Raw genomic sequence first — 26,069 nt, 5'->3', positions numbered from 1 at the left:
TATGATTAGTTTAATAGTTGCCATTGCACAGAATAATGTTATAGGTGGAGATAATAAACTTTTATGGCATATATCTGACGATTTAAAGAGATTTAAAAAAATTACTTCTGGTAATACAATAGTTATGGGTAGAAAAACATTTGAATCATTACCAGGGGTTCTCCCTAACAGGAAACACATAATATTGACAAGAGATAAAAATTACACTGTGGATAATCCTTCTGTAGAAGTTATCCACAATATCAACGATATTATCAACAATTTTAAAAATTCTCCTGTGGAAGTGTTTATAATTGGCGGAGGAGAAATCTATAATCAGTTTATTAATTCTGTGGATAAAATCTACTTAACAAAAGTTTTTAAAAACTTCGAAGGAGATACCACTTTCCCTGAAATAGATTATAATAACTGGAACATTACTTTTGAATCAGAAATATTCACTGATGAAAAAAGCAATATAAACTATCAGTTTATAAACTTAGAAAAATAAAAAAGCATAGAAAAATAGGGATATTTCTTGAGTAAGAAGAAATGTCCCTATTTTCCTGTCCTATTGTTTTTTGTCCTATATTGTTAATCCTATTGAAGAGTAACCAAATTTTATAAAAAGATAATATATATTAATTTTTCTATTATCTCTTAGATTCAAGAATTTATAGTCAAATTCTTAATTTCAAATAACTTTCTTAAACATTAAAAAAGCCTTTCCTATAGAAAGGTTTAATGAAAACCGTGCACCTCACTTCGGCAGTAATCTATATGCGTTACCTATGTAGTTAACTCAGGCTAGATTTATCCACGTCACACTCAGGGGCTACTTATCGCTGCTTCCTTCCGGACCTGACGAGGTTCATAGTCTTAAGTCGCGTGGGACCCCACCCTCAACATCACTTGCATAGGGGCAGACCATATAGACTAAAGCCTAGGTGAGGAATTCAATCCTGCTATAGCGGATTGCAGGTTACAGGGCACCGCTGACTCCCCATCTAGCACGGCTATGGCGGAGAGAGTGGGATTTGAACCCACGATAGAGTTTCCCCTATACACGCGTTCCAGGCGTGCTCCTTCGACCACTCGGACATCTCTCCATAATTACTAGAATAAATTCCTCTAGACTTTAACGTTTTGACACGTTATCTAATTATACACATATGTTAACATACAACTTAAAAAAGGTCAACCTAATTATCTTCTTCTATATTGCCCATTACATTTCATTTTTATATAACAAAAGAGCATTTATACATAAATATATTTATATATAATGCTCTTTATGCTAATCATGTAAATTAATCCTATTTTTTAGTTTTTTTCTTACAAGCAAAAATTATAACTACTATACCTAACAATATTCCAGTTAAACTAACTATTTGGGCTATTCTTAAACCAAAAAACATTAAACTATCAGTTCTTAATCCTTCTATAAAGAACCTTCCAACAGAGTAAAGTATCATATAACTTCCCAAAACAATACCATGTTGTTGCTTTTTCTTATATAAAATATAAATAAGTATTGCAAAAACTAATAAATCCCATATAGATTCATATAAAAATGTTGGATGATAATAAGTTCCATTTATAAGCATTCCTTGTTGAATGAATTGAGGAAACTTACTTATAAATTGTTCTGTAACCGGTCCACCATGAGCTTCTTGGTTCATGAAATTTCCCCATCTTCCAATAGCTTGTGCTAATATTACTCCTGGCATTACAACATCGATGTATTCAAAGAAATTAACTTTCTTTACTCTAGTAAATATATAAGCTGTTAATAATCCAGCAATAAGTCCACCATGAATAGCTATTCCACCATTTCTAATATTAATCATATCCCATATTGAATGATAATTTTCAAATTCAAAGGCAACATAATATACCCTAGCCCCTATTATAGCTAAAGGAAAACTCCATAAAAATCCGTCGATAATAATATCAAAATTTAATTCTTTCTTCTTTGCAGTTATATATGTAACTCCAAAAGCTGCTAAAACACCACAAGCGATAATTATTCCATACCATCTAATTTGCATTCCAGCAATTTCAAAAGCAACTGGATTCACATAATCAACTCCTCTCTATTTTTTATTCTTTCTTCGTGTATCAAAAAATTTAGTAAGCATATCACTACACCTTTTATCATAACACCAATTAGTATTAACTCTACTATTAAATATATCATAATCTAAAAGATTAATCACAGTTCCACAAGCACCCATATCAATGTTAAAAGTCCCTATATACAAATTAGATATTCTAGAATGAGCTATTGCCGCAGCACACATCGCACAAGGTTCCAACGTAACATACATATCACATCCATTTAATCTCCAGTCACCTATAGCTTTACTGGCCTCTTCTATTGCTAAAACCTCAGCATGAGCTGTAGATAACTTCATTGCTTCTTTCATATTACATGCTTTAGCTATAACTTCTCCATCTTTAACAATAACAGCTCCAACAGGAACTTCTCCTAAATCATATGCCTTTTGTGCTTCATCTAATGCTAAATCCATAAAATTCATAAAATCACCATAAAAATAAAGTGCAAAGCACTTTGTTGAAAAGTTTGACTTCGTCAAAGAGAAAAAGTCAGCTGAAGCTGCGGGAAAAATATTGCCTACGTCAATAGAGAAAGGATCTCTAACGAGGTGAAATACTTTTTTCTGCTACTATAGTAGCATTTCCCCTTAACATAGTTAACTTTTCCCTGCTACATAGTAGCCTTTTCACCTCGACGAAGTCGACTTTTCACTTGTGAGCCTTAGCTCGCACTTTATTTAATTTAAGTATATATTCTAACTTTCTTGATTCTGTTTTTATCTACTTCTTCTACTACGAACCTTATATTGTTTAATTGAACCTCTTCATTTTGCTCTGGGAATCTTCCTAATTCTCCAATGACTAAGCCTCCAACGGAATCAAATTCTTCTGATTCCATATTAACACCTATAAGTTCACTTATATCATCTAGTCTTGCACTTCCATCAACTACAAACTCATCTTCTTTAATTACTTCTATTTCTTTTTCATAATCATCATACTCGTCTTCTATATCGCCAAAGACTTCTTCTATTAAATCTTCTATAGTAACTATTCCAACAGTTCCACCATACTCATCTAATACTACTGATATATGATTTCTAGTCTTCTTCATTTCTTTGAAAAGTTCTTTTATCTTCTTAAATTCAAAAGTATAATATGGCTCTCTCATGTAATCAGATACCTTAAAAGGTTTTGAATTTTTTTCAGCCATAATTAAGTCTTTTACATTTAATATTCCCACAATATCATCAATGGTTTGATTATATACCGGTATTCTTGAGAATTGTTCAGTCTTTATTATATCTAAAACTTCTTCATAGCTTGCATCTATATCCACAGCTATTACATCTACTCTTTGAACCATTACGTCTTTTACATGAGCATCGGCAAAATCAAAAACATTGAAAATCATTTCTTTTTCAACATCTTCTAATACACCTTCCTCTTCACTAACACCAACCATGGTTCTTAATTCTTCTTCTGTTATAAATGGTTCACTTGCCTTTGGATCTCCGCCAAATAATCTTATAAATATTGAAGATATAGCAGTAAAAATACCTATAAAAGGTTTTAGTATTTTAACAATCACATTGATTATCTTGCTTACCTTTAAAGCAACCTTTTCAGATTTTTGCTTTGCTATAGACTTTGGAGTTATTTCCCCGAAAATAAGTACTAATATAGTCATTACACCTGTTGCAATTCCTGCTCCTGCCGAACCAAATATTTTCGTGGCAATAGTAGTTGCAAGCGCAGATGCACCTATATTTACGACGTTATTTCCTATAAGTATCGCTCCTAAAAGCCTATTTGGGTCTTCCGTTAGTTTCTCAACTAGCTTAGCCCCCTTTACTCCCTCTTCCACCATATGCCTTATCCTAATTTTACTTAAAGACATTAGTGCTGTTTCTGACATTGAAAAAAATCCTGACATGATAAGCAAAATTATTAGTATTCCTATCTGCCATATGAGACTCGTGTCCAAAAATAATCACTCTCCTAATTTACAAAAATATTTTATTTTTAATTATATCATACGCTAAAATTATATGATATAAATTTCCAATAAATTAAATGTAAATTCATATTTAATACAATTTATAAATATTTTAACACTTTAAATATAACTCACTATTCACATACGTTAATAGTAGTACACTCTATGTAACTTTAAAATCCAAAATCCTAGAAAGTTCTATTTACAAAATCCAAGATTTTGAATTTATCTTATTGTTTAATTTTAGTATTTGATTTAAAATGTTTCTTATAACATAAATTAACATAATTTTGAGGTGATAATTTGTTTATTATTAATTTTATTCGTGGCTTTTTTATGGCCTTAGCTGATAGTGTTCCTGGAGTTTCAGGTGGTACTATAGCATTTATACTTGGTTTTTATGATGATTTTATAAATTCACTAAACTCATTGATATCAAGAGATAATATGGATAACAAAAAGAACTCTTTAATTTTCTTATTTAAATTAGGAATTGGTTGGGTTACTGGAATGGTATTATCAGTACTATTCTTATCATCAATATTCGATGCTCAAATCTACAAAATAAGTTCTTTATTTACTGGATTTATAGTAGTTTCAATTCCATTAATAATAAGTCAAGAGAAGGATTCTATAGTTGGAAAATACAAAAATATTTTATTTACTATTATAGGAATCACTATAGTAGCTCTTATTACTTACTTCAATCCAGCATCTTCTAATGGTGGTCTTAACCTTTCATTAGATAGCTTGTCAATCGGATTAGGTATATTTGTATTTGTAGCTGGTATGATAGCTATTTCTGCAATGGTACTTCCAGGTATATCAGGTTCAACATTACTTTTAATATTTGGACTTTATACCGGAATAATAGGTGCTGTAAAAGAAGTTCTTACTTTTAATTTCTCTTACTTACCAATATTAATAATATTCGGTTTAGGAGTATTAACTGGTATAGCAACAACAATAAAAGTTATTAAATTCGTACTAAAGAAATACAGATCTCAAACAGTATATTTAATATTAGGACTTATGATTGGTTCTCTATATGCAATATTTATGGGACCTACAACTTTAGAAGTAGCAAAACCAGCTATGAACTTATCAAGCTTTAGCTTTATATTCTTCATTATTGGTGGAGCATTAATATTAGGATTAGAAAGATTAAAAGTAGTTTTTGAAAGTAAAGAAACTAAAAATATATCTAAAAATAGAAAAGGAGCTTAATTAAGCTCCTTTTTCTATATTCAAATTAATATAAGTTATTATATCCCTACATTTCCACTATTAATACCTTGAACTGATTCACTTAATGGAAGCCAATTTAATATTTTTAAAATATATTCATCCCAAAAATACCAGTTATGCTCTCCTGGTCCCTCTTCATAAGTTACATCAAAACCATTTTCTATTAATACTTCTCTAAACTGTCTATTCGCATCTATTAAGAAATCTTCAGTGCCACAACATAAGTATATCTTAGGAGCTGCCTCTACTCCAGATAATTTCTTAGCTAATGCTTCATAATCTTTATCGCTTCCTTTTATCTTTGATACATCACCAAATACCCCTGTGTAATATTGGCGACCACCCATCATAGCCGTTATTCCTTCTTCTGTCCCATATACAACTTCATCTAAAACAAGTCCTGATGAAAGTCCTGCTACATATCCAAATGTATTATAGAACTTAAGTCCATTAACTATGGCTCCATATCCCCCCATAGATAATCCAGCTATAAAAGTATCTTCTCTCTTATGAGATAAGTTGAACATCCTTCTTGTCATTTCAACTAGTTCTTCACCTATAAAGTCGCTAAATCTCTCACAAGTGTACTCATTATTTATATAAAACTTATTTTCTCCCGAAGGCATTACTACTGCTATATTCTTTTCTTGAGCCCATGATTGTATTCTTGTTCCACTAATCCAATCACCATTATTTCCAAATATACCATGTAGTAAGTATAAAGTTTTAAAAGGTTTAACTTCTTCCTCTTTATCAAACACCAACTTATCTACAGGTAAAATAACATTAATACTAACTGTTCTCATTAATGTTTTTGACATAAAGTCTACTTTTAATTGTGCCATAGTATTCTCCCCTTTTACATCTATCAAAAATTATTATGCTATATTTTCTTTTGCATATAAAACTGCTCCTAAAATATTTGAATCATTGCTATATAAACAACGTTCAATCTTAGTAGTACATATATCCATAAAATATACCTTCATACTACTAAATTTTTTTCTTACAAGATCAATAAACCAATCTTCTTCACTAATTCCACCACCTAAGCATATGACCTGAGGATTAAAGAATAAAACAATGTTATATAAACCTACACAAATGTTATCTACCCAATCATTAATGGCTTCTACTGCTATTTTATCACCATTTAAATACTTCTCACATACGTCTGTACCATATTTTAAGCATTCAGTAGTTTTGCTATTATAAATATCAATTAAAGCTGACATCGAAGCAATTGTAGCAAAAAACTTTCCTTTTCCATTCTTATAATCTAATAATAAAGGGGAAAATTCTCCTGCTATACCATTCATCCCCTTGATAACTCCACGGTCATCACAAATGCATCCACCAATTCCAGTTCCAATTACAAAATAAGCACTAGACTTAGTCCCTTTACCATTGCCTATTTTAAACTCACAATATCCTGCTGCTTTAGCATCATTAAGAGTGTAAACCTTCTTGCTTGTCCTTTTTGATACCTCTTCATTTACATTTGTGCCACACATAACGCATACATTGGGAGCTGCTTTAGATAATACATTAGAATTACTATCAATTACTCCAGGTGCTGATATACCTATCGCTTCATACTCATAATTCTCTAAGCCATCACATAAATAATCATAAAATTCATCTTTACTTTCTTTCATTTCAGAAGGCTTTTTCCACTTTTCTACTACATTATTATTCTCATCTATTAATGCATATTTTATAAAAGTTCCTCCAATATCAATTCCTAAATACATTCTTTTTCTCCTCATAATCTCAAGTCTTTTTATTTAATATTCATTACTTTCATTCTGAAGCTTATATCCTATCATTTACTTTTGTTTTTTCTATAAGCATTAGGTGTCATGTTATATTTCAATTTGAATTTATTTATAAATGCCATTTCATTTGGAAAGCCACACTCTAAAGATATATCTATAACTTTTTTATCTGAGTTTAAAAGTAAATGTACTGCATTCTCTAATCTTATTTCTGTTAAGTATTTATGAAATGTTTTTCCCAAGCACTTTTTAAATAATATTGAAATATTTTGTGGCGTATAATTAAATTTTTCAGCTACATAATTTAAAGTTATATTCTCTTTATAATTAAAATTTATATAGTAAATTATTTTATTTATCGTATCATTAAAATTACTAGTAACAATATTCTCTTTAGCATAATTCTCATCTTCAACAATAGTAGTTAATAATAATAATAGATTAGCCTTATATTTCATTTGAGAAATATAATTATTAACTTCTATATGTTTTATAACATTTTCATAATAAAACAAAAATTTTGATATATTACTTATCTTGAATATCTTTAATGTAAAATCATCACGATTTAAATATTTTAATAAGAAATCATACTTAATGTGTAGACATTGATGATTACCACTACTACTTATTGATTTTATGCCATGCAATGTAGTTCCACCTATAACAATTGCCTCTCCATCACCTACTAATATATTTCCATTCGCCGTAGTAACTTCAATACTGCCTTGGACCATATATATTATTTCTAGAGACTCATGCCAATGCCTCCCAATTACCCCGTTACCAGTTGAAAATTGATCACAATAAGTGCATATATTATGGGGATCATTTATCCATGGTTCACCTATCTTTTCAAAAGGTTCATACTCATTTTTATATTCAAAATATACAGTATCACCAACATTAAATACCTTTATAACTTGATCCGATTCTTGAACATCTACCATAATAACCTCTCCCCATTTCACTAATAAATTTTATTAACTACTAATCAAGTATTTCTCCATTAGATTCAATAACCTTCTTATACCACTCAAATGATTTTTTCTTACTTCTTTTTAATGTTCCATTTCCCTTATCATCCATATCAACATAAACAAATCCATACCTCTTCTTCATCTCTCCAGTACCAGCTGATACTAAATCAATACATCCCCATGGTGTATATCCCATCAAATCTACTCCATCATATTCAACAGCTTTTTTCATTTCAACTATATGTTTTCTTAAATAATCTATTCTATATTCATCATTTATTGATCCATTTTCTTCAACATTATCTATTGCCCCTAAACCATTTTCTACTATCATTAATGGTTTTTGATACTTATCGTATAATCTATTTAATACTATTCTTATACCTTGAGGATCTATAGGCCATCCCCATTGTGATTCTTCTAAATAAGGATTTTTTACTCCTCCTAATTGATTTCCTCCAGTCTTATTCTTATCTTCCTTTGTTGAAACAACACCAGAGTTATAATAACTAAATGCTATATAATCTACTGTACCTGCTTTTAGTATCTCATCATCTTCATCCTCTTTTTCTAAGGTTATATTTAATCTTTCTAATTCTTTAAGCTTATAAGATGGATAATATCCTCTAACTTGTACATCTAAATAAAAATCCTTAAATCCTCTATCTAGTTCCATAGTTTTTATTACATCATTAGGATTGCAAGTTTCAGGGTAAAATAGTATATTTGCTACCATCAATCCTATTTTAAATTCTGGATTAATCTTATGGCCTAAAATAACAACCTTTGCACTGCTTAATAATAAATTATAGATAGCTTGTTGTTGCCTCTGTAAATTTGATGCTTCAGTTATTCCTAATGTAGTATAATCTCTTAAGAAATTAACCTCATTAAATGTCATCCAATACTTAACCTTATTCTTATATCTATTAAATATAGTCTCACAATATCTTTCAAAGAAACCAATAGTCTTACGATTTAACCATCCATCATATTCAATAGCTAAATTTAATGGAATATCAAAATGATTAATTGTTACTACAGGTTCAATTCCATACTTAAGTAATTCATCAAATACATCATCATAGAATTTTAAACCTTCTTCATTTGGTATTTTATTGTCGCCATTTGGAAAAATTCTTGACCAATTTATAGACATTCTAAAGCACTTAAATCCCATCTCAGCCATTAATGCAATATCTTCCTTATAATGATTATAAAAATCTGTTGCTACATGACTTGGGTAATATATATTTTCATCTATGTATGCCTTAGCTCCTTTTGGTAAATCTTCAAATCTATTTATAGCCTTTTTTGTTCCATCTTCTAATTCAATTGTTATTTTTCGCGGTGTATGTTGATCACCATCTGTAATTACATCTGCAGTCGCTAATCCTTTACCTCCACTAATATATCCACCTTCATATTGGTTAGCAGCTGTAGCTCCTCCCCATAAAAATCCTTCAGGAAAACTCATAATAATACTCCTCTCACCATTTTAAATTTCAATATTCAATATAAAGAAAGGTTGAATTAATAAAAATTCAACTTTTCTTTATTCCTTTTATATTAATCAGCAGCAATTTCACTTGCCTTTAACATTTCTTGTTCATCTTTATAAGCATTAGCATCATCTACCATAAAGAATGGTAAGTACATTAAGAAATGAATTGTTACTGATACTCCCCATATTAATAATAGATTTAATCCACCACTCATTACTGAACTAACAAATCCAGGAGTAACCCATGGTAAAGATATAGTTGGATTTAATGTCACTGGTAGAATATTAACTAATAATATTGCTACAGCCCCAGATGCTAAAGATGTAAATACCATTGGAATAAAGTATAGTGGGTTTAACATTGTTGGGAATCCAAAAATAATTGGTTCATTAATATTAAATATATTTGCTGGTATAACTAACTTTCTCATTGATTTATACTTTTCAGATTTTGCAAACAACGTCGCAATACATAATCCTAAAGTATTACCGTTTCCTCCAACATATACTGCCGCACCTACTATAGAGAATGTTAAGTATGGTAATGCTTGTCCTGCTAAGAAAGCTTCTGTATTTGCAGTACCTGCTGCCATTAAAACTGGTATATAACAACTCAATATAGGACTTGGATGAATCCCAAAGAACCAACATAAATTCATAAAACAATACATAAAAATCAATGCCCAAGGTGATGTACCAAAATACATAACTGGCTTAGAAATTACCTCTGTTATAAATGTAAATATATCTCCATATGATGTTAAAGAAATACCCCATTTAATCATGAATACCCCAAAGAATAAGATCATTGCAACAAATGTTGGTGCTAATGAATCAGCAACCATAGGTGGTACTGAATCCGGAAGTTTTAATTTTAAGTTTTTATTCATTAATTTACAAAAAATCCAAGGTGTTAATAGACCTACGATCATAGCAACAAAAATACCATTGCTTCCCATATTACTTGTCAACAATGACGTAGCCATAACTCCATCAATTTCTGAAGTTTTAATTGGCATTAATGTAATAAATACTGCTGCTGATACTACTGCTCCTGTGATAGCATTTTTTCCTTCAATCTTTGTATAGTTATAAGAAATACTTATAACTACATAAATAGCTAATAATGATAACGTTAATGATATAAAATCTTGTGCAACTTGATATAGTCCCATACTTACTAAGAAATTTTGCCATGGAGTAATAGGTAGATTTCCTAATACTGCAATTGCTGCTGTTCCTAAAGAAATTGGCATAGTTGCCATAAACCCAGCTGTTAATGCTCTTATAAACTTATTAGTTGATACTACATTAGCAAAAGGTCCCATTACTTTTTCTATTCCGCTTTGAAATTTGTCAAAAAAACTCATTTTTTTCTCCCCCTTTTATTTGTTTACAATTTAAATTTTAATATCGTTTACATATATTGGGTATGTGATTTTTCAAAAAAAGACCTTAAAAAATTAAAACCTTTACTTAAATTATATATTATACAAATATGTTGTTTTTTCAAAAAGTGAAATTTTCATACAACTTTACTTATATTCGAATTCTTACTTATATAAAAAAAATCCACAATCCTTTTTATTAAGGTTGTGGATTTTTACTGGTACTCCCAACAGGAATCGAACCTGTATCTATCCCTTAGGAGGGGACTATTCTATCCATTGAACTATGAGAGCACACTAGCTAAATATATTTTATTACATCTATTTATATATGTCAAATTTTTCTACTTTGCCTATTTTACATATTTATCATCTTAGAATCTTTGATATTAATCACATTATCTTTAATTAAGAATATTATAATAAAATTATTATATATTGGTGTAGGAATTCCTATTTTTAGTCCTATAGCTACTTCATATTCATCTTGTAAATAATCATCTTTATTTATTTTTTTAGAATATAATAACTCTGCATCTCTCAAACAATAAGTAGCGTCTCTACCAGCAAAAATATTTACTTGAATTTTTATATATAATGCTAAAGTTCTTATTAAAGCTTCTTCTATTTCATTATTTTTAGTATCTCTCACATATAATTTTGATATACTCTTATTACATCTACTATAATCCTCTAAATAATCTAAAACTATTCCCCACTCTTCAACCTTGTTGTATTTAGGTGTATCTGACTTAAAACTAACTATAACCTTAGCTTTATATAACTCCGAATTTTCTTTTAAGAATTCTTTATCTCCATAAACTATTGCCTTTAACGCTAATGGAAGCTCTTCTCTAAAAATCTTATCTCTAATAATAGTTTTAGACAAATCTGAATCTAAACTTATTTGAAGATATACTTTTAATGTATATCTCCCATCACTCTCTTTCCATTCAGCTAATACTTCATCTCTTGTTTCATTTGTTTTTTCATAGTTATATTTTTTATCTATAGTTAAAAATAAATCTGCTGTTTCATCAGAATGAGTTAATGTATATTTTCTATCTTTTTTATTGTTTATATCTATGTCTTTATATTCTACAAATAATTTTTCCGGAATAAATTTAGACACTTTAAGTCTCCTCTTATAATTTTTAGTTAATTTCATTATATGTTTTTAAAATTTATTGTTCACTACAAATATTATCCTTTATTTTTGTTTTAATTTGGTATTTAAAATTTAAGAAAGTTGCTATTTTCAAAGTTTTATAACTATACTTTCAACCAATAAAAGCATAGATTTTAAATTTTACTTATAGTATACTTTAAATAAGTTTATAAATTTAAGGGGTTGAATTGAATATGATTAGAACTATAATTTGGTTTATTTGGTTTGCTATTAGTTTAATAATAAGCATACCTTTTGTTTTTAGAGTTAACTACTTAATAAAAAAAGATAGAATTGAAGAAAGTAAGAAACTTATTCATAAATGCACAAGTCTTTGGGCTAAATCACTATTGAAGATAGCTGGTGTAAAAATAAATGTTAATGGTATTGAAAATATACCTAATGATAAAACTGTATTATTCATAGGTAATCATCAAGGTAACTTTGATATTCCAATATATCTTTCTACTATACCTATATTAATAGGTTTTGTTGCTAAAATAGAAACTGAAAAAATTCCACTAGTTAGAACTTGGATGAGATTAATGAAGTGCGTGTTCATGGATAGAAGCAGTCTTAGAAAATCTAGCGAAGCTATCATTCATGGAATTAAAAATCTTAAAGCCGGTTATAATATGGTTATTTTCCCTGAAGGTACAAGAAGTCGTGGAGATAAAACTGGTGAATTTAAAGCTGGCAGCTTTAAATTAGCTACAAAATCAAAAGTTCCAGTTATACCTGTAACTATGAATGGTTCTTATAAAATCATGGAACATGGTAATGGACCTTGGATCAAACCTGCAAATGTAGAGCTAACAATTCATGCTCCAATTGATACTTCTTCATTAACTAAAGAGGAAATTGATAATTTACCATCTAAAATTGAAGAAATAATTTGTTCAAAATTACCTAAGTAATTTAAAAATGGCTTGAATATTCAAGTCATTTTTTTATAAAAAAATAGAGTAAATGGCATTTCAAATACCATTTACTCTTAATGACACAATAACACAATAGTCTATTTGGTTATTAATAAATAGCTATCTCGCTTTATTATTTTAAATGTTTATTTTTAAATGTCAAACTCATATTCTTACCTTCAATTACTTTTTATGTAAATGACAACGTTTTCTATGGTATTTCTGATATTATTTTTTTATTTTACAATAAATACTTGATGCATAAACTTAGATTTTACTATATACTTAGTAAAGTCGATAAAAAGTAACGTAATTTAAATTGATTTAAATATATAGGTTTTTAACTCTAGAGAAATAGTAATTAACATAAATAAGAAAGAGGTATTATATGACAAATTTAACATTTAAAGATTTAGGATTAAGAGAAGGTTTATTAAGAGCTATAGATGATTTAGGCTTCACATCACCATCTCCAATCCAAGCAGAAAGTCTTCCTGTAACTTTACAAGGCTTTGACATAATAGGTCAAGCTCAAACAGGAACTGGTAAAACTGCTGCATTTGGTTGTGCGATAATAAACAACATAAAAAATAGAGATTCAATAGCTTCTATAATATTAGCACCTACAAGAGAATTAGCACTACAAGTTCATGATGAGTTAATTAAATTAACAAAGTACGAAAAACTTAACATAGTTGCTGTATACGGTGGAGCACCTATTCATCATCAAGCTAGAGACTTAAAAAGAGCTAATATTGTAGTAGGAACTCCTGGTAGAGTATTAGACCATATTAGAAGAGGAAATTTACCATTAGATAAAGTAGAAGTTTTTGTTTTAGATGAAGCTGATGAAATGTTAAACATGGGATTCATTGATGACATGGAAGAAATCATGAAGAGTATTCCTGAAGAAAGACAAACTTTATTATTCTCAGCTACAATGCCAGCACCAATAAAAAAATTAACTAAGAAATATTTAAAAGATGATGCTAAATATATAGCTATTGCTAAAACAGAAATGACTGCATCAAAAATAACTCAATACTTCTACGAAGTTCATGGAGATCAAAGATTTGAAGCTCTTTGCAGACTTATAGACTTTGATATGCCACAATCATCAATCATCTTCTGTAGAACTAAAAAAGGTGTAGATGATTTAGTAACAGCTATGCAAAGCAGAGGTTACATGGTTGAAGGTATGCACGGAGATATGTCTCAAGTTCAAAGAATGAAAACTTTAAAGAAATTCAAAGATGGAGCTTTAAAATTCTTAGTAGCTACTGATGTTGCTGCAAGAGGTATAGACGTTGAAGGTGTAACTCACGTAATTAACTATGAATTACCACAAGATATCGAATCTTATGTACATAGAATAGGTAGAACTGGTAGAGCTGGTAGAGAAGGAACTGCTTACAGCATAATCACTCCAAGAGAATTTGGATACTTAAGACAAATTCGTAATACAACTAAGAGTGATATCATAAAGAAATCTGTACCTACAGTTCAAGAAATATACAACAATAAGTTTGCTAATATGATAAATGAAGTTAGCTCAATAATTGATGCTAAAGATTATGATAAGTTTGTAGATGTTGCTAAAGAATTAAATGAAAGATATGATGCAGTTGAAGTTATTGCTTCATTAATGAAGAGTCAATTTGATACTAACCTTTCATTTGACTATTCAACAGATGCTTTAGTTGCACCTAAGAGTCAAGACGTAAGATTATTCTTCTCAGCTGGTAAGAGAGATGGATTAACAATAAAGAATTTAATAAATTACATAAAAGATAATGCTAAAGTTGGAGCTTCTCAAATAAGAAATGTTGATATAATGGAAAACTTCACATTTGTAAATGTTGATGAAGCAATCCACCAACAAGTATTAACTAAATGTTCAGGAAACAAGATTAATAAGAGAAAGATAAACGTTGAAGTAGCTACTGGTTCAAAAGGAAAAGGTGGCAAAAGTGGCGGTAAAAATAAAGGATTCAACAGAGATAGAAAAAATAAATAATAACATAAATTAAAGCTAAAGAAGTGTTTTATCACTTCTTTAGCTTTTTGTTTACACCTTCTATTAAGTAAGTTAAATGTTCCACATCTGCTTTAGCTCTTTTAAGCATCTTAGTTCTTTCTTCAGCCTTCTGAATAGCTTCTTTTGCTTCTTCAAAATCTTTTGCTTTGATTGATTTATTTGCATATTCTATTAAATAATCTATTTTTAGTACCATTTCAGCTAGGTCTTCTCTACCATCATTAACCAAATCTAATAAAAGACTATATATTTTTGGTGACGTTTTTTGTTTTGCATCTCTTAATAAATCATTATTCTTGCTAGTTATTTTTCCCATAAAAATTCCTCCAATTTATCCTTAACTATATTTTTGTCCTTTTTGATAAATTATATTTATTACAACATATTATTCAGAATAGTACAACCTATTTAAGATAATTTAAAAACTTTTATATAAGCATAAAATCATCTCCAAGAATATTATTCAGAATATTCATTATATTAAAATATATTAATATTATAATTTCATTTTTTATTTTTTCGCTTCTCTCATTTGTATTTAACCCCAAAATATTTAATTAATAATTTTTTATTATATTACTATAAAAACAACTTTTTATTTATTAAATAAATCATTTAAAACTATATTTTATATAATTTTACTATTTTTTTATGATTTTATAATACATTTGATTCTATATTATTCAACCTATCTATACTTTTGTTTTAAAATTATTTTTCTGAAAATTGAAGTATTTTTTTATATTTATTTCTTTGTAAATATATGTTATGTAATTTAATGTAATTAATTCTATAACTTTCATATTTTGCTTGCATATATTATAAAAACAGATGGAGCAAATTATATTATATTTTTACATGAAATTTATGGTTATTACATTATTATCCATAATATTTCTTATTTCGATATTTTTATAAAGTAAAAAATCATAATTTTTAAACACACTATGATTATATTTTTAATACATATAATTATAATAGATGTTTATGATTATTTTTAATAAGGTTAGATTATATTTTTCTTTTAATAAAATCATGTTTAATTAAAATATTATATAAAATCTATAAAAAAAAGACTAAGTTAATTGAATTACTTAGTTTTAAATAAACAAGATAGTTCAAATAGCTTAGTCTTATTAATTATAACTTTTTAACAAATTCAGATTTTAAGCTCATAGCTCCAAATCCATCAATTTTACAGTCTATATTGTGGTCTCCATCTACTAAACGTATATTTTTAACCTTTGTACCAGCTTTTAAAGCAGATGAGGCACCTTTTACTTTAAGGTCTTTTATTATTGTAACAGAATCACCATCTTTTAAGATATTTCCATTAGCATCTTTAACAACTAACTCATCCTCATTATTTTCACTTACAGAATGTGTATTCCACTCATGTCCGCATTCTGGACAAATAAATAGATTTCCGTCTTCATAAGTATATTCTGAATTACATTTTGGGCAATTTGGTAGATTATCCATAATTCACTTTCCTCCACTTGTAAATAAATTTATTGTTATTCCTCATTTATAAACTAATAATACTAATTTAATAAAATTAATATGAGGAACTAATTGTAGGTCTTTATGATATCATAGTCTATTAATAATGACAAACCTTAACGTTTAGTCTAGTTTTTGCATTTTTAAAATAATTTATTAACCTTATACGCCCTAAATAAATAATATAGATTATAACCTAATTTAATATTTATGGGCGGTGATTAAAATGATTGAAGTAATTACTCCTTCAAGTAATTATTATGATGATGCTAGACAAGAATGGAATAAATCTATAGATAAATATCCAACTGCAATTGCATATTGCAAGACATTTGATGATGTAAAAAAAGCAGTATTATTTGCAAGAAAAAATAGATTTAAGCTTAGAATTCGTTCTGGTGGTAATAATTATGAAGGTTTCTCTATTGATGATGGATTATTTATTATAGATATTAGTAATTTAAACAGAATTAATATTAACTATGAAAATAATACTGTTACTGCAGAAGGTGGCGCTCTATTAGGCCAATTATATAACTTTCTTGGAGCAAACGGTTATCCATTCCCTGGTGCCTCCTCTCCAACAGTTGGCATAGCAGCATTAACTCTTGGTGGTGGTTGGGGATATTCGAGTAGATATTTAGGACTTTGCTGTGATAGTTTAGTAGAAGCTAAATTAGTTAATTATGAAGGTTCTTTAATAACTGCAAATAAAGATACTAATTCAGACTTATTCTGGTCCTTAAAAGGTTGTGGTGGTGGAAACTTTGGTATAGTTGTTTCATTAACATTCAATCTACCTCCAAAAGTTGATTTAGTTACTACCTTTAATATTTATTACTCAAATATTAATAAATATAATCAAATAAAATTCTTAGATACATGGCAGCATTGGATAACTAATGCTCCAGATAAAATAAATATGAAATCTAGTATAGCAAACTCAGCTTACGATGGTTATTATATTTACTGTACCGGACTACTCTATGGAACCCCTAATGAATTAATGGATATTTTATCACCTTTTATGAATATAGAAGGTTGCAATTTAACTTATGAAAATGTCTCTTTCCTTCAATCTACTGAAATAATTGGATCTTTCTATAATCAATATGAACGGTTTATTTCATATAGTAGATTCGTATCTAGAGAATACTCTTATGATGAGATTTCAAAATTAGTTGATATAATAAACGAACAACGTCCTGAAGGCTCTCAAACCACTTTATTAAATCTATATGGCCTTGGAGGTAAAGTAAGTAAAATAGATAAATCTGATACAGCTTTTTACTATAGAAATAGCAATTATATTATTGCTATCGAGTCTGACTTTGAAGATAACGAATATAAAGCTGAAAATACTAAGTGGATAGAAGAAAAATCAAGATTTATTTATAATATAACAGATGGCTCATATATAAACTTTCCATATTATCCACTTGATAATTATCTATATGAATATTACGGAGATAACTCTATCTATCTTCAACGAATAAATAAAAAATATGATCCTTTTAATACCTTTGACTTTCAACAAGGTATAAGATAATTTAATTATCTTCTTTAATAATAGAAATAAGCTTCAGAATACTCTCATTCTAAAGCTTATTTCTTATTATTTTCTTTATATAAAATTTTACTCTTACCGCCATTTAGAATATACGCTTACAGTTTCAATATCTTTTTAGATAATATTATTACGCGAATCAGATAATTTACTGATCAAATCTAAGAATTGTAGCTTTACTTATGATACGGTTCTCCGTATCAGTATTAAGTGAGGTTTTTTTTCTATTTTAGTACCTCTATTAAATCTTCTAATTCTGTATACGGCATCTTTGATAACTCCATTAAATTATATAACATAGCTCCCATACCTTGAACTCTAATATCAGCTGGCGCTATATATGGCATTTCTAAAATAACACTACCATTTCCACCAACTAGCCCAATATTATACAATTCAAGTGTATCCTGTAATACAGATATCAAAGTACATCCACTTACTCCACCATTCGTATAGTCTTCTTTTCTTAATATCTGAATTGGTAACTGCTGATTTATAGCAAATAAATTTATTAATTTTATTTGTCTATAAGTTAACCTCTTTGATATATTAATTAATTGATTAGCTTGTTCCCTACTTATAGTTTTATCAAATGCAATATTAGCTACTAAATTACCATAATACTTTAGCTTTTTTTCTTCATGTTCTCTTTGAGCTGAAAACATTATACCCTCTACAATTTCATCAGCTGTTGACCTATTAGTATCATCATTCTCAAAAAATCCATCATCTCTTAACTTCTTACCACTTTTTATATTTTCATCTATTTTCTCTAACGCATATGTAGCTGTTGCTCCTATTTTATTATTCTCTCTTTTTGATAATACCCTATTCTTTATTTCTGAACCTAGCTTTGAAAATACTTTTTCTACAGCTTTTCCTCCTGCTATCCCAAGCATAGCTCCTGCTGGTCCAGCAACAACTCCGCCAATGACTGCACCAGTAGTTGCTCCAGTTATCTCTGAACCTGATTCTATCAAAAATTCAATCATCTCATCTTTCATTCTACAATACACTCCTCAAAATAATTAGTATTAATATAATTATACTATATTAATGCTAATTGAATAATAATCTATATAACAACATCTAAATTCAATACCTTCAATCCAACATTTATTAACATAAAAGAAGAAGGAATACCTTTAATAGGTACTCCTCCTTCTTTTACTAGATATTCAACTAGCTTATCATTTATATTAAGTTTTATTGATTCTATTTCTCTTGATTCATTCATCGTTATTTCAGATATTATCATATGTAGTAACTTTTTCTGTTGCTCTCTACTTACACTACTATTTAATATCTTACTGAAATTCATAAGTATATCTTTAATGAACTCATATGGTATCTCTTCACTTACCTCCTCAGAAATTGTGTTTAGTAACGGCTTCTTTTCTTCTTCTAAAATTCTGATTTTCTCATTTAGTTCATTCTTTCTAGTTTGAAACTCCTCTTTAGTTAAAATGTCATCCTCATATGCTTCAAAGATTTTTCGTTTTCTTTTGTCCAGTTTTTCTAGCTCTTTATCTATGTCACCTAACAATCTTTTAGCTGGTTTAACTTTATCTTTTCTTTCCTTATTAATATTTTTAACAACTGCTTTAATCATTGCTTCATTAGATACTAATTCTTCAATCTTTTTAAACACATATTCATTAGCTTTATCTACTCTTATTGTATTACTATTACATACTGAAGTTCCTTTATTCTTCCAATTACCACAACAGTAATAAGCTATTCTCTTTTTACTACCATCTGCTAATGTATTGGTTGTCCTAGAAATCACCATGCCAGCTCCACACTTAGGACATCTTAATATCCCTGTTAATGGATATTCTCCATCATATATTCTTGAAGGCTTTCCTTTCTTGCTTTCTAAAATTAATTGAACTTTATCCCATAGCTCTCTATCTATAATAGCTTCATGCTTTCCTTTAACTCTTATTGGATTAGGATTTATATTTCTTCTTCTTTTTTCACTCCAATTTTGTCTTACATTATATCTTATTTCTCCTATGTATACTGGATTAGTTAGTATATCTCTTATACTTCCTACTGAAAAATCATTTCCTTTCTTAGTTTTATATCCTAACTTATTTATTTGATTAGTTATAGCTTTATATCCTTTTCCTTTGCTATATTCATTAAAAATAAACCTTACTATTTCAGCTTCTTTTTCATTTATTTTTAGTTTATTTTTTCCCTTTTTTTCTTCTTCTGGTGAATTATTAGGTACTAAGTCATATCCTAAGACTCGTCCACCGCACCAATTTCCAGATTTTGCCTTTGCAATCATCCCCATCTTAACATTCTGTGCAATAGTCCCCCTTTCAAACTCTCCTATTAAAGCCATCATTTGAAATTGCATTCTTCCTGCTGGTGTATCTGTTTCAAAAGGTTCTGAATAAGATTTGAATGTTATATTGTTTTTCTCTAATAGATTTACAATCTTTAAAACATCTTCTAACTTTCTACTTACACGGTTTATCTTCCAAGATATAACCATATCGAACTTTCCTGCTTTAGCATCACTTAAAAGTTCTTTTAATGCTGGTCTATCTTTTATGTTTTTTCCACTTATTCCTCTATCAGAATAGCATTTATAGATTACATATCCCATCTTCTTACACCATTCTTCTAGTAATCTTTCTTGTTCATCTATACTGTAACCGTTCTCAGATTGTTCTTCAGTACTCACCCGGCAATATATGGCAATTAATTTCCTTCTTTTCTCAACTTTTATATCATTAACCAATTTCTTAAATCCCATAGAACTCCTCCTAATCTCTAATCAAATTTATAATATATACTTAACTTTTATTTTTATATCATTTAAGAATTAGATTATTTAGAAGTTACCCACTATAGGATAACTTCTAAATCTTTATTAATTTTTAAAGCTCTATTCTGATTAAAGCAAATCTACCTTGTTATTTATGTACTCCATGCTCATCATGTTGTTTTTCTCCATTTCTGAATATCTCTCTTCTTTTAACTTTCTGTCATGTTCTATAATAATTTCACCATCTTCGATATTATAAACATTAGTAACATTCATATATTCTCCACCATTTTTAATTTCAATTTTTAATTCTATTACAACTTCAGCACCTATTAATTCATTCATATTAAATTTTTCATACTCATCATATACATTAAAATCACTTCCTTTAATAGCTTTAATTAATTTATAAAATAAGTATGTAGTCCAAGGGGCTATAAGCATGTATTGTTTTATTGATGTTCCATTCTCTATTTCAAAAGTTATATATCCTTGCTCAAAAACTTTACCCTTAACAATCTTTTTGTCATTAAATTCACAGCTTACTATTTTACATTTCTTATATCCTTCTTCTATTTTTACACTTACTCCATCTTTCTTTATGATTGCCATATTTATCTCTCCTTTTATTTTTCTATTTTCTGCTTACTTATTGATTATTTTTTATTGATTATTTTCTTTAATCCAATTTATGAACCATTCACTATTCATTATTTCTTCTTGTTCTTTTATGCTTGTCCTATTCTCACATATTTGAATTATTGAATCTTCTAATCTTATCTTTTCTATTTTTCTATTGCTCTCCATTATGTACTCCTCCTAAATCATTTAATTTCACTAAGCACCGAACTATATAAGTTCAATGATTAGTAGATTTTCTAATTTTCTTCTACCCCATCTATTTTTGAAGCTATTATGTATAGGCTTAGTATCTCTGTTATTGCTTCAACTATATCGTCTATTGTTAATTCATTCATATGTTATTACCTTCCACTTAATCTATAGTTATTATCGCTACTTTATAATTTTCGTATGTAGTATAATTAACTTCTGAAAATGTAATTGAAGTTCTGTTGCTAAAATCTAATTGATACATTTCGGTTAGCTCATTTACTATACCAGCAGAATATATAGTCCCTTTTGTTTTAGAGTATTTTATACTTAAAAAGTTTTGATTGTCTGGTAATCTTTCTCCTACAGCAATTGCATTATCTGAACATGAAATTAGTATTTTAGGTGGATTACCTAACTCCTCCATGACATTATTTGAAAAGACAATCCTTTTACCACTTTTTTCAGTATTTATTATAGTAGCTACTCCTTGATTGATTTTTATTACACTTTTCTGTTTAGACTTAGAAGCCTTAAAGTTTTCTAAATTGTACTGTTGTTCTTGGGTTACTTCTTCAATTTCTTCTACTGTTTCTTCTATTGTTTCTTTGTTTTCATATTCTTCTCTCATATTTTCATATTTAACCTTCGGTTTTGACCATCTTTTTACTACTGCCATTTTTTAATCTCCTTTTGCTTATTACTTGATTTATTCATTACCTCACTTTTAGGACTCACTCAGTCCTTTTCTCAGTCTCTTAGTCTCAAGTCTATTCTATTGATTTATGTAGTCTAGGACGTATGGACGCATATGTTACCACCTTCTTTCAGTTTATTATTCATGAAACATCTTCTTTTTGATATTTCATGAATTTTCTTAGTCCTTTAGCCCTAGTTGTTGGTACATCTAAATTTCAGCATTTTATCTTAGCCACCAATTAGCCACCTAGTTGTCCAAATATTCTAGAATCATCTAATGAAATCCTAAAACATCCAACTATTTTTACTCCAGTATGGTATCTAAATGAATTTGATTTCTTACTTTCACATTCATATCCTAATGACTTAGCATAAGCATCAAATTTCCTCCAGAACTTTTGAACACTTATTTTAGCTTGTCCTTCCATTCCATTAGCTCTAGCCCAGCTTTTGTATGTATTGTAGATTATTCTATTATCTTCTCTATGGTCACTATGTTCTTTTTCAACGCATTGCTCAAAGAATAGTATCATCGGATTAAGTTCCATTTCATACTGTTTAAGTAATTTATTGGAACTGTTACATTCAGAAAATCTAAAATTATTTTCTTTTAATCTCCTTAGACCTACTAAAGCCCAATTAAATATTCCATTAAGTTCTTCTTTTAGTTTTTCTCTTAAATAGAAATCTCTATCTTCTTCTTTAACTACATTTTTGAAATGAAGCATACATAATCTTCTCATAAAAGCATAACCTCCATCATTTGTATGAGGTAGATTATTTGTTGAAAATACCATTCTAGCAGTAGGCTTAAACTGAATTACAGGTTTATTTTTCTGTTCAGCAGTTATTATGTCTTCACCAACTATAGCCTTAAAATATTGAGTATTAAGAGAAGCCCCATTAAACTCATTCTCGTTGCTAATGTTAGCTAACTTTCCATATATACATACTCTAGAAAATGGTCTACTAAGTTCATTCATTGGTATACTTGAAATATTTTCTTGACCAATAAGTTCACTAATGATATCAATGAAAACACCTTTACCATTTTTTCCTAAGCCGTACAAGATTAGTGCTTTTTGTGCTCTTGTTTCTGCTGTTAAAATGTATCCAACCCACTCTTGTGCAAGATTTATAGCTTCTTCATCACCATTAAAACATTGATTAAGAAATCTAATGAAATTAGGACATTCAGCTTCTTCATTGTAATCAACAGGTATTCTAATACTACTGTAGAACTCAGGTCTATGTTCCATTAAGCTATATGTGTTTAAATCAAACATACCATTTCTAAGATTTATATATCTTTTGTTAGAGTTAAGTTCCTCTTCAAAAAATACTATTCTTTTTAAAGCTCCTATGTATTCCTTTTCATTTTTCAAAGACCATATATTATCCGAATAAGTTTGTAGCTTACCTCTTAATTTCTGAAATAAGTACATATCAGAAATCTTATTCCATATACCATCGTTATATACATAAAATGAATCTTTATTATAGATAATTTGTAATTTTTTAGCTGTAAAAGTGGCAAATTTATTAGGATTGAAGGATTTTACCTTTCCAGTTTTCTTTGAAAACTCTATTCCCATTTCTTCACACTCTATGATTTTTTCATCTTCTAACATACATTTTCTCCTCACTTATTTTTATTAAGTAAGGTAATGAATCGCTTCTACGTTTGTTATGATACACTAAACAAACCAAAAACGCCAAAATCATTTTTGGCTATTTCAAGCCATTTTCAGCTATTTCCAATAAATTATGAATTTTATTTTTTAACTTTAATTTACTTTTTTTAAATTTTTATCCTGTCTAGGAAGTCTAGGCTTAAAATTTTTTATCTTTTTTCCTCCTAGACTTCCTCGCTTAAAAACCTCCTAATTTATTACTTTTTTGTATTTATTATTTAAAATAATCCTTAAATATACTATTGGAAATTCTCTTCCAACTTTTAATTTCGCAGTTTTACTTGATATTTCTCATTTTTGTAAAAAAAAAAGAGGTTCAACCCTCTTTTTTTTTTATTGTTGTATTTCTACTAACTCTCCATTAGAATACAATCTATATTTCGCTAATATTGTATTATCATCAAACTTTATCCAATCCTTATCTTTAGCTACAACATCAAAATACTTTTTACCAGTTTCATCTATATTTAAATCTGATGATAGCTCATAGAAATTACGTGTATTTCCATTATCAGCATTCATTTTATCTAACATTTCTTGTGCTACTGTTTTTGAAAAGTTATTCTCGTCTGTTTCAATCTTCAACTTATTTTGTTTCTCTTTTTCTAAAGCTTCTTTTTCTTTTCTTTCAGCCTCTTCTTTAGCATAATTATCTTTTCTTTGATTAGATAACAATTCACTAGCTTTTACGTGTAAGTCATACATAGTATTTATATCTGCTTGTTCTATATATTGCCATTCTGATGTTTCTTTACTTAATTCTTCTGCTTGTTCATATTCTCCTTTTTCAATTAAGCTTTTAACCTCTTCTATTTTTACTAAAAATTCTTTTCTTATTTTTTTAACATTTAACAATTCTTTTTTTAGATTTTCTACATCATCTTTTAATCTATCATATTTTTTATAACTGCTATCAATTTCATTAAGATATTTCAATCCAGAATCTACTCCTGAACTTTGAGCCTTTTGGTAACTAACAACCACATTCCATAATTTATCTATTTTTTTATTATTTCCATCAACAACAGTATATAATATATCCCTTGCATTATCATAATCACCATTATTAATAGCTACTTCGGCTTTCTTTATTACTGCATTTTCTTCATTGATTCTTTTACCTATAATTCCTACTATAAATAACAGTATAAGAACAACTAATCCTATTATTATAGACTTATTTTTCTTATTCATATACTTATCTCCCCCTTTATTAAATTATTTCTCCCCTTTAATTTTAGAATAAATAAAAGAACCTATTAGAAATAAAACTGCTATAACTATAGCTAGTTTTATCAAAATCCATAATACTGTAAATATTCCTCCAATTAATCCACTCATCCAATTAACTATGAAAGCACCTACAGCACAACATAGAAGCCACTCACCAACCATTGCTCCAAATCCTAAATACCATATCTCAAAAATATTATTAATTAGAATAAAAAACCCTGTTCCTAATATTAATGTAAATATAAGTGCAATTAACGCTGTTAATCCTCCAGCATCAAAAACATTCATTAAACTACCTCCCTCATTCCAGCAATTTCATTTAATACAATATTACTATATTTTAATTTTATTTTTTGTCGAAATTTATCAATCTTTAAATATTTTTATCTAAATTTAATATTATTTCTATTTATTATTGATTGAACCCATCTCTCTGAATAATCTAATTCTTTAGCTAATTTTCTTACATTTTTACCATTGTAATTCTCTTGTAAATATTTAATTACATATTCTTTAGAGTATAATTTCTTAGGAAAATTAAATTGTTGACCTCCAAATACACTATGTATTTCTCTTGTAACTTTTTCACCCATATGTTCAAAAATAGTAGAATACACTCCATTAAAATGCTCTTTTTGAATATCCATATATTAACTTCACCTCCCATAAAAAATAATAGCTACTTTAAAATGAT

Annotated in this window: 25 protein-coding genes, 2 tRNA genes and 1 other RNA gene; 5 read left to right on the top strand and 23 right to left on the bottom strand. The window is 28.3% G+C overall.

The features are described 5' to 3' along the window. Position 1 precedes the first annotated feature (1 nt). Entirely contained in the window at positions 2-490 is a 489-nt protein-coding gene (locus LQE93_RS13500) for a dihydrofolate reductase (protein ID WP_231073997.1), read from the top strand. 240 nt (positions 491-730) lie between these two features. Here the strand turns inward: LQE93_RS13500 and ffs are convergent. The 5 genes from ffs to LQE93_RS13475 form a co-directional block, all read right to left on the bottom strand. Next, positions 731-995, bottom strand: an RNA gene (gene ffs, locus LQE93_RS13495) — signal recognition particle sRNA large type. A gap of 3 nt (positions 996-998) precedes the next feature. Further along, positions 999-1,088 (bottom strand) — tRNA-Ser (locus LQE93_RS13490). Between the two features lie 207 nt (positions 1,089-1,295). After that, entirely contained in the window at positions 1,296-2,060 is a 765-nt protein-coding gene (gene lgt, locus LQE93_RS13485) for a prolipoprotein diacylglyceryl transferase (protein WP_231073996.1), read from the bottom strand. Between the two features lie 15 nt (positions 2,061-2,075). Then, positions 2,076-2,522, bottom strand: a complete 447-nt coding sequence (locus tag LQE93_RS13480) for a nucleoside deaminase (RefSeq protein ID WP_055266707.1) — start codon at positions 2,520-2,522, stop codon at positions 2,076-2,078. Positions 2,523-2,782: 260 nt separating this feature from the next. After that, positions 2,783-4,027: an HlyC/CorC family transporter gene (locus LQE93_RS13475; RefSeq protein ID WP_055266709.1), complete on the bottom strand. Its 1,245-nt coding sequence runs from the start codon at positions 4,025-4,027 to the stop codon at positions 2,783-2,785. 315 nt (positions 4,028-4,342) lie between these two features. Here LQE93_RS13475 and LQE93_RS13470 point away from each other — a divergent pair, with 315 nt between their 5' ends. Next, a complete protein-coding gene (locus LQE93_RS13470) occupies positions 4,343-5,266 on the top strand; it encodes a DUF368 domain-containing protein (RefSeq protein ID WP_055266711.1) in 924 nt (307 codons plus the stop codon). Between the two features lie 38 nt (positions 5,267-5,304). On the opposite strand, the gene LQE93_RS13465 is transcribed toward LQE93_RS13470, so the two are convergent. From LQE93_RS13465 to LQE93_RS13435, 7 genes are all read right to left on the bottom strand, one after another. After that, complete coding sequence (locus LQE93_RS13465) at positions 5,305-6,132, bottom strand: alpha/beta hydrolase (RefSeq protein ID WP_055266713.1); 828 nt, start codon at positions 6,130-6,132, stop codon at positions 5,305-5,307. A 33-nt stretch (positions 6,133-6,165) separates the two neighbouring features. Next, the gene (locus tag LQE93_RS13460; protein ID WP_231073993.1) at positions 6,166-7,041 is read right to left on the bottom strand and encodes an ROK family protein; all 876 of its coding nucleotides are present in this window, start codon (positions 7,039-7,041) and stop codon (positions 6,166-6,168) included. Positions 7,042-7,112: 71 nt separating this feature from the next. Continuing rightward, positions 7,113-8,015: a helix-turn-helix domain-containing protein gene (locus tag LQE93_RS13455; RefSeq protein WP_055266717.1), complete on the bottom strand. Its 903-nt coding sequence runs from the start codon at positions 8,013-8,015 to the stop codon at positions 7,113-7,115. 40 nt (positions 8,016-8,055) lie between these two features. Then, positions 8,056-9,522 (bottom strand): glycoside hydrolase family 1 protein, encoded by a 1,467-nt coding sequence (locus LQE93_RS13450; RefSeq protein WP_055266719.1) that lies wholly within the window; start codon positions 9,520-9,522, stop codon positions 8,056-8,058. A 92-nt stretch (positions 9,523-9,614) separates the two neighbouring features. Further along, positions 9,615-10,919 (bottom strand): PTS sugar transporter subunit IIC, encoded by a 1,305-nt coding sequence (locus LQE93_RS13445; protein WP_055266721.1) that lies wholly within the window; start codon positions 10,917-10,919, stop codon positions 9,615-9,617. Between the two features lie 237 nt (positions 10,920-11,156). Continuing rightward, positions 11,157-11,231: transfer RNA gene (locus tag LQE93_RS13440), tRNA-Arg, on the bottom strand. Between the two features lie 64 nt (positions 11,232-11,295). Beyond that, the gene (locus LQE93_RS13435) at positions 11,296-12,069 is read right to left on the bottom strand and encodes a staygreen family protein (RefSeq protein ID WP_231073991.1); all 774 of its coding nucleotides are present in this window, start codon (positions 12,067-12,069) and stop codon (positions 11,296-11,298) included. Positions 12,070-12,299: 230 nt separating this feature from the next. On the opposite strand from LQE93_RS13435, the gene LQE93_RS13430 reads away from it, so the two are divergent. Continuing rightward, positions 12,300-13,022, top strand: coding sequence for a lysophospholipid acyltransferase family protein (locus LQE93_RS13430; protein ID WP_231073989.1), 723 nt, complete (start codon positions 12,300-12,302; stop codon positions 13,020-13,022). Between the two features lie 391 nt (positions 13,023-13,413). Beyond that, positions 13,414-15,042, top strand: coding sequence for a DEAD/DEAH box helicase (locus LQE93_RS13425; protein ID WP_231073987.1), 1,629 nt, complete (start codon positions 13,414-13,416; stop codon positions 15,040-15,042). A gap of 31 nt (positions 15,043-15,073) precedes the next feature. On the opposite strand, the gene LQE93_RS13420 is transcribed toward LQE93_RS13425, so the two are convergent. Next, entirely contained in the window at positions 15,074-15,379 is a 306-nt protein-coding gene (locus LQE93_RS13420) for a hypothetical protein (RefSeq protein WP_055266727.1), read from the bottom strand. Positions 15,380-16,203: 824 nt separating this feature from the next. Next, complete coding sequence (locus LQE93_RS13415) at positions 16,204-16,545, bottom strand: zinc ribbon domain-containing protein YjdM (RefSeq protein WP_055266729.1); 342 nt, start codon at positions 16,543-16,545, stop codon at positions 16,204-16,206. Between the two features lie 247 nt (positions 16,546-16,792). Between LQE93_RS13415 and LQE93_RS13410 the strand changes: the two genes are divergently transcribed. Beyond that, positions 16,793-18,115, top strand: a complete 1,323-nt coding sequence (locus LQE93_RS13410) for an FAD-dependent oxidoreductase (protein ID WP_231073986.1) — start codon at positions 16,793-16,795, stop codon at positions 18,113-18,115. 242 nt (positions 18,116-18,357) lie between these two features. Here the strand turns inward: LQE93_RS13410 and LQE93_RS13405 are convergent, their stop codons facing one another. The 9 genes from LQE93_RS13405 to LQE93_RS13365 form a co-directional block, all read right to left on the bottom strand. Continuing rightward, entirely contained in the window at positions 18,358-19,137 is a 780-nt protein-coding gene (locus tag LQE93_RS13405; RefSeq protein ID WP_004455718.1) for a hypothetical protein, read from the bottom strand. A 71-nt stretch (positions 19,138-19,208) separates the two neighbouring features. Then, entirely contained in the window at positions 19,209-20,906 is a 1,698-nt protein-coding gene (locus tag LQE93_RS13400) for a recombinase family protein (RefSeq protein WP_004455693.1), read from the bottom strand. Between the two features lie 141 nt (positions 20,907-21,047). Continuing rightward, positions 21,048-21,530 (bottom strand): hypothetical protein, encoded by a 483-nt coding sequence (locus LQE93_RS13395; protein WP_004455709.1) that lies wholly within the window; start codon positions 21,528-21,530, stop codon positions 21,048-21,050. A 51-nt stretch (positions 21,531-21,581) separates the two neighbouring features. Next, on the bottom strand, positions 21,582-21,725 hold the full coding sequence (locus LQE93_RS13390) for a hypothetical protein (RefSeq protein WP_004455699.1): 144 nt from the start codon (positions 21,723-21,725) through the stop codon (positions 21,582-21,584). A gap of 187 nt (positions 21,726-21,912) precedes the next feature. Next, positions 21,913-22,428: a hypothetical protein gene (locus LQE93_RS13385; protein WP_004455707.1), complete on the bottom strand. Its 516-nt coding sequence runs from the start codon at positions 22,426-22,428 to the stop codon at positions 21,913-21,915. A gap of 259 nt (positions 22,429-22,687) precedes the next feature. Continuing rightward, positions 22,688-24,079 carry a DNA primase family protein gene (locus tag LQE93_RS13380; RefSeq protein ID WP_231073985.1) on the bottom strand — a complete coding sequence of 464 codons (1,392 nt, stop codon included), beginning with the start codon at positions 24,077-24,079 and terminating at the stop codon, positions 22,688-22,690. 396 nt (positions 24,080-24,475) lie between these two features. Next, a complete protein-coding gene (locus LQE93_RS13375) occupies positions 24,476-25,336 on the bottom strand; it encodes a hypothetical protein (protein WP_004455726.1) in 861 nt (286 codons plus the stop codon). Between the two features lie 24 nt (positions 25,337-25,360). After that, complete coding sequence (locus LQE93_RS13370) at positions 25,361-25,663, bottom strand: hypothetical protein (protein ID WP_004455678.1); 303 nt, start codon at positions 25,661-25,663, stop codon at positions 25,361-25,363. 95 nt (positions 25,664-25,758) lie between these two features. Next, positions 25,759-26,022, bottom strand: coding sequence for a Mor transcription activator family protein (locus LQE93_RS13365; RefSeq protein ID WP_004455721.1), 264 nt, complete (start codon positions 26,020-26,022; stop codon positions 25,759-25,761). Between the last annotated feature and the right edge of the window lie 47 nt (positions 26,023-26,069).

Source organism: Clostridium sp. NSJ-145, assembly GCF_021044725.1.
GTDB classification, from domain to species: Bacteria; Bacillota; Clostridia; order Clostridiales; family Clostridiaceae; genus Clostridium; species Clostridium disporicum_B.
Note: the sequence above shows the minus strand (reverse complement) of the source record. Positions and strands in the feature narration are given on the sequence as shown.

Coding starts and splice junctions, on each gene's coding strand:
- LQE93_RS13500 (WP_231073997.1), top strand. CDS start 2: ATGATTAGTTTAATAGTTGCCATTGCACAGAATAATGTTATAGGTGGA.
- LQE93_RS13480 (WP_055266707.1), bottom strand. CDS start 2,522: ATGAATTTTATGGATTTAGCATTAGATGAAGCACAAAAGGCATATGAT.
- LQE93_RS13465 (WP_055266713.1), bottom strand. CDS start 6,132: ATGGCACAATTAAAAGTAGACTTTATGTCAAAAACATTAATGAGAACA.
- LQE93_RS13460 (WP_231073993.1), bottom strand. CDS start 7,041: ATGTATTTAGGAATTGATATTGGAGGAACTTTTATAAAATATGCATTA.
- LQE93_RS13455 (WP_055266717.1), bottom strand. CDS start 8,015: ATGGTAGATGTTCAAGAATCGGATCAAGTTATAAAGGTATTTAATGTT.
- LQE93_RS13450 (WP_055266719.1), bottom strand. CDS start 9,522: ATGAGTTTTCCTGAAGGATTTTTATGGGGAGGAGCTACAGCTGCTAAC.
- LQE93_RS13445 (WP_055266721.1), bottom strand. CDS start 10,919: ATGAGTTTTTTTGACAAATTTCAAAGCGGAATAGAAAAAGTAATGGGA.
- LQE93_RS13430 (WP_231073989.1), top strand. CDS start 12,300: ATGATTAGAACTATAATTTGGTTTATTTGGTTTGCTATTAGTTTAATA.
- LQE93_RS13425 (WP_231073987.1), top strand. CDS start 13,414: ATGACAAATTTAACATTTAAAGATTTAGGATTAAGAGAAGGTTTATTA.
- LQE93_RS13420 (WP_055266727.1), bottom strand. CDS start 15,379: ATGGGAAAAATAACTAGCAAGAATAATGATTTATTAAGAGATGCAAAA.
- LQE93_RS13415 (WP_055266729.1), bottom strand. CDS start 16,545: ATGGATAATCTACCAAATTGCCCAAAATGTAATTCAGAATATACTTAT.
- LQE93_RS13410 (WP_231073986.1), top strand. CDS start 16,793: ATGATTGAAGTAATTACTCCTTCAAGTAATTATTATGATGATGCTAGA.
- LQE93_RS13405 (WP_004455718.1), bottom strand. CDS start 19,137: ATGAAAGATGAGATGATTGAATTTTTGATAGAATCAGGTTCAGAGATA.
- LQE93_RS13400 (WP_004455693.1), bottom strand. CDS start 20,906: ATGGGATTTAAGAAATTGGTTAATGATATAAAAGTTGAGAAAAGAAGG.
- LQE93_RS13395 (WP_004455709.1), bottom strand. CDS start 21,530: ATGGCAATCATAAAGAAAGATGGAGTAAGTGTAAAAATAGAAGAAGGA.
- LQE93_RS13390 (WP_004455699.1), bottom strand. CDS start 21,725: ATGGAGAGCAATAGAAAAATAGAAAAGATAAGATTAGAAGATTCAATA.
- LQE93_RS13385 (WP_004455707.1), bottom strand. CDS start 22,428: ATGGCAGTAGTAAAAAGATGGTCAAAACCGAAGGTTAAATATGAAAAT.
- LQE93_RS13380 (WP_231073985.1), bottom strand. CDS start 24,079: ATGTTAGAAGATGAAAAAATCATAGAGTGTGAAGAAATGGGAATAGAG.
- LQE93_RS13375 (WP_004455726.1), bottom strand. CDS start 25,336: ATGAATAAGAAAAATAAGTCTATAATAATAGGATTAGTTGTTCTTATA.
- LQE93_RS13370 (WP_004455678.1), bottom strand. CDS start 25,663: ATGAATGTTTTTGATGCTGGAGGATTAACAGCGTTAATTGCACTTATA.
- LQE93_RS13365 (WP_004455721.1), bottom strand. CDS start 26,022: ATGGATATTCAAAAAGAGCATTTTAATGGAGTGTATTCTACTATTTTT.